At 33.3% G+C, this 3,176-nt stretch carries 3 protein-coding genes; 2 read left to right on the forward strand and 1 reads right to left on the reverse strand.

Annotated elements, in window-relative coordinates; all coding sequences use genetic code 11:
* A partial coding sequence (locus N4A40_10705; protein ID MCT4662321.1) for a PfkB family carbohydrate kinase occupies positions 1-271 on the forward strand: 271 nt, incomplete at its 5' end.
* A gap of 130 nt (positions 272-401) precedes the next feature.
* On the opposite strand, the gene N4A40_10710 is transcribed toward N4A40_10705, so the two are convergent.
* Complete coding sequence (locus N4A40_10710) at positions 402-1,655, reverse strand: helix-turn-helix domain-containing protein (protein ID MCT4662322.1); 1,254 nt, start codon at positions 1,653-1,655, stop codon at positions 402-404.
* Positions 1,656-1,843: 188 nt separating this feature from the next.
* Here N4A40_10710 and N4A40_10715 point away from each other — a divergent pair, with 188 nt between their 5' ends.
* On the forward strand, positions 1,844-3,088 hold the full coding sequence (locus N4A40_10715) for an MFS transporter (protein MCT4662323.1): 1,245 nt from the start codon (positions 1,844-1,846) through the stop codon (positions 3,086-3,088).
* Positions 3,089-3,176: the final 88 nt, after the last annotated feature.

Here is a 3,176-nt window from a genome sequence, read left to right on the forward strand (position 1 = left end):
GGGAAAAGACGGTGCTATATTGGTCACGGAAAAAAGAGTTTATAGAGGTTCTGCTCCGAATATTGAGGCGGTTAATCCAGTTGGATCAGGAGATTCAATGATGGGCGGTTTTTGTAAAGCTATACATGATGAAATGTCTGAGTGTGAGATACTAAAACTTGGAATAGCTTGTGGAACAGCAAATGCTATGGAAAGAGAAACAGGGCGTATAGATATTTCAAAAGTTGATAAATTGATGGAAGAAATAGAAGTGAATGAAATTTTTATATAAGCATACAAAAAAGCAATGTTGGTCGTGGAGAACACGACAACATTGCTTGATCCGTTCTGGGTATAACACAATTACAATTACTCTAGAAACTATTTTACCATAAAATAGCCGTTTTATCAAAAGTTTTCGTCTATGAAAGTTCATCAAATAGTACTTTGTAAATATTGTTAGCTTCCTTGTATCGTCTATTAGCTTCTAGATATTTGATTAAACAGAGACGTATTTCATTGCATATTTCTATATAATCAATACTTTCAAAATATGGAAGAATCTCTTTTGTAGTTGTCTCATAGAATTCATCACTTTCAAAAGAGAACAGTCTCAGGTAATCGAATTTTAGAAATAAATAATATTTCGAACTCTTATATTTGTCACTAAGGTAAATATCTAAGAGTTTTTTACATTCATCAATTTGATTTAGAGCTATATGAGCTTCTATAGCGTTGTGAACGGAGACTAATAGATGATTTGGGAAATCCATTACTTTGCTACTATATTCTAAGCTTTTGACATAATCTTCTTTTTGCAAATATAGATTAGATAAATTGGTGTAAATATGAGATAGAGGTTCATTTAGCCCAAAGTGCAGTGCACCATTTAGAGCTGCTTCAAAGTGAGCTTTGCTCTCATCGTATGATTTTAGATAAGTATAGCAAATTCCCAAAAAATTGTGACACCAAAGTGCATTTAGATATAAACCATTCATCTCATAATTTTTTAGTGCAATATTCAAATGTTGTATGCCTTTTAATGGCTTATTGTCAAAGCAGTATGAAAAACCAAGTCTATAGTGAACCCAAGGAGATTCATGAAAATCGAGAGCTTTTTTTAAATGTTCAATGCCAATAGAATGAGATACGTATTTGAATGAAGATACACCATAGAGTAGATGATAAAGAGATTTTAGCTCATTGCTAAAGGCATTTAAAGTACGCTCTAGTATTTTGAGTGTAGGATTTATTTCAGAGTATGATTTCTTTTGAACTAGACCTTGATATAGTAAATCATATAATTTGTATTCAAGATGATAAGGTGACTGGACTAAAAAGCCTTCAAGTTTTTTTAGCTCTTCATATGTTTTAGTAGCATTTTCAGTATCAAAACTTTCTATTTGAAACAAAAGTTTATAAAATAATTGCCTAAGTTGACCTATGTGCTGTTCACCGGTGATTGCTGACAATTCTAATTTAGATAAAAGAGATTCTATAAGCTCTGGTCTAAGTTTTTTTTTGCCATTTTCAAAATAGCTCAAATGACTTACTGAGCAAATTCCATATGCTAATGCTTCTTGGGTTAAATTTTTTTCAAGTCTCTTAAATCTTATCCAACCAGATAAGAAATCATATTCAAAAACTTTTCCAAAAACAATTGTGGTAGTAGACATATTAACCCTCCTAAAAAATATTCTGAGTGCAAGATGAATTTGACTGAAATGAGTCAAGTTTGCCTATAATTATATCATTAAATGATGAACTATATTGGAAATTTTTCACGAAAATATTCTTGGAAATAGAGAGTTGTTTTGATATTATTTGATTTAAGATAATTAGGAAGAGGGGGAAATGAAAAAAGATGAGAAGATATTTTGAAGCTTATGCGGGCTTGCCGAAAAGTATATATGTGATTTTTTTCGCGTCAATCATAAATTATATGGGAAATTTTGTTGGGCCACTACTTACTATGATACTTACATATGAAGCAGGTCTTGACGTAGGCATAGTTGGTATTATAACGGCAATAAATGCTGGAGCAGGTATGCTAGGAACACTGCTTGGAGGAAAATTAATAGATCAAATTGGAAGGAAAAGAGTACTGGTGATATTTAGAACACTAGCGGGAATTGGTTTTGGTCTGTGTGCATTTACATCAAGTTCTGTGATGATGGTGGGTCTTTTAATGGTAGCTAGATTTTTTGGAGGTTTTTCTGGACCGGTTTACGATACAATGATTGCTGATTTGACTGAAGGAGAACAGAGAAAGACAAGCTACTCTCTAAATTATATGGCTATAAATGTTGGATATGCAATTGGTCCACTATTGGCAGGGTTTCTTTACAAACACTATTTGACATGGCTATTTCTTGGGGATGCGATGACGACATTTTTGTCAGTAGTTTTAGTTATGAGCTTAGTTCCTGAGACCATGCCTACGAAGGATATTATTGAAAAATCCCATGAGAGGGGCGATGAAAAGATAGAACAGGGAAATCTATTTCAGGCACTTTTGAAGAGGCCGATGCTTTGTGCATTTTCACTAATCGTTGCAATATATTTCATGATATTTAATCAAGTATTTTTCGCCGTACCTATAAAGCTTGGAGAATTGTTTGCTGAGGATGGGGCTATAATATTTGGAAGCCTAATAACTATAAACGCTGTGATGTGTAGTGTATTTACTGCATTTGTAAATGCTGCTACTTCTAAGCTAAAACCTGCACTAGCGATGTCATATGGCGGTATATTTTATGGAGTTGGATTTGGAATATTAATTTGGGCAGATAATTACACGATGTTTGTCATATCAACTGTAATTTGGACGATAGGAGAGATTCTAATATCTATAAATACGAGCGTTTATATAGCGGATCATACGCCCATAAGTCATAGAGGAAGATTCAATTCAGTGTTTCCACTAATCAGAAGGCTTGGGGCCATGATTGGGCCTATAGTTGGAGGCCTTATACTAAAAGGAGCAGGTCAAGTAGTGCTATGGGCTATCATAGGTTTATTTGGAATTATAGCAGCCTTATGTATGCTATTGCTTTATAGGCTAGAAGTTAAAAGAACTTGCACAAGTGAAGAAAATTTAGTACAATAATTAAAACATTAATCGGAGGAGGACAAATCGTGAAATATAAAGAGAATTTATTTGAAGTAAAAAAACATCATCATTCCTAGAGGCTTGA

The organism is Tissierellales bacterium, assembly GCA_025210965.1.
In the GTDB taxonomy this organism is placed as follows: Bacteria; Bacillota; Clostridia; order Tissierellales; family JAOAQY01; genus JAOAQY01.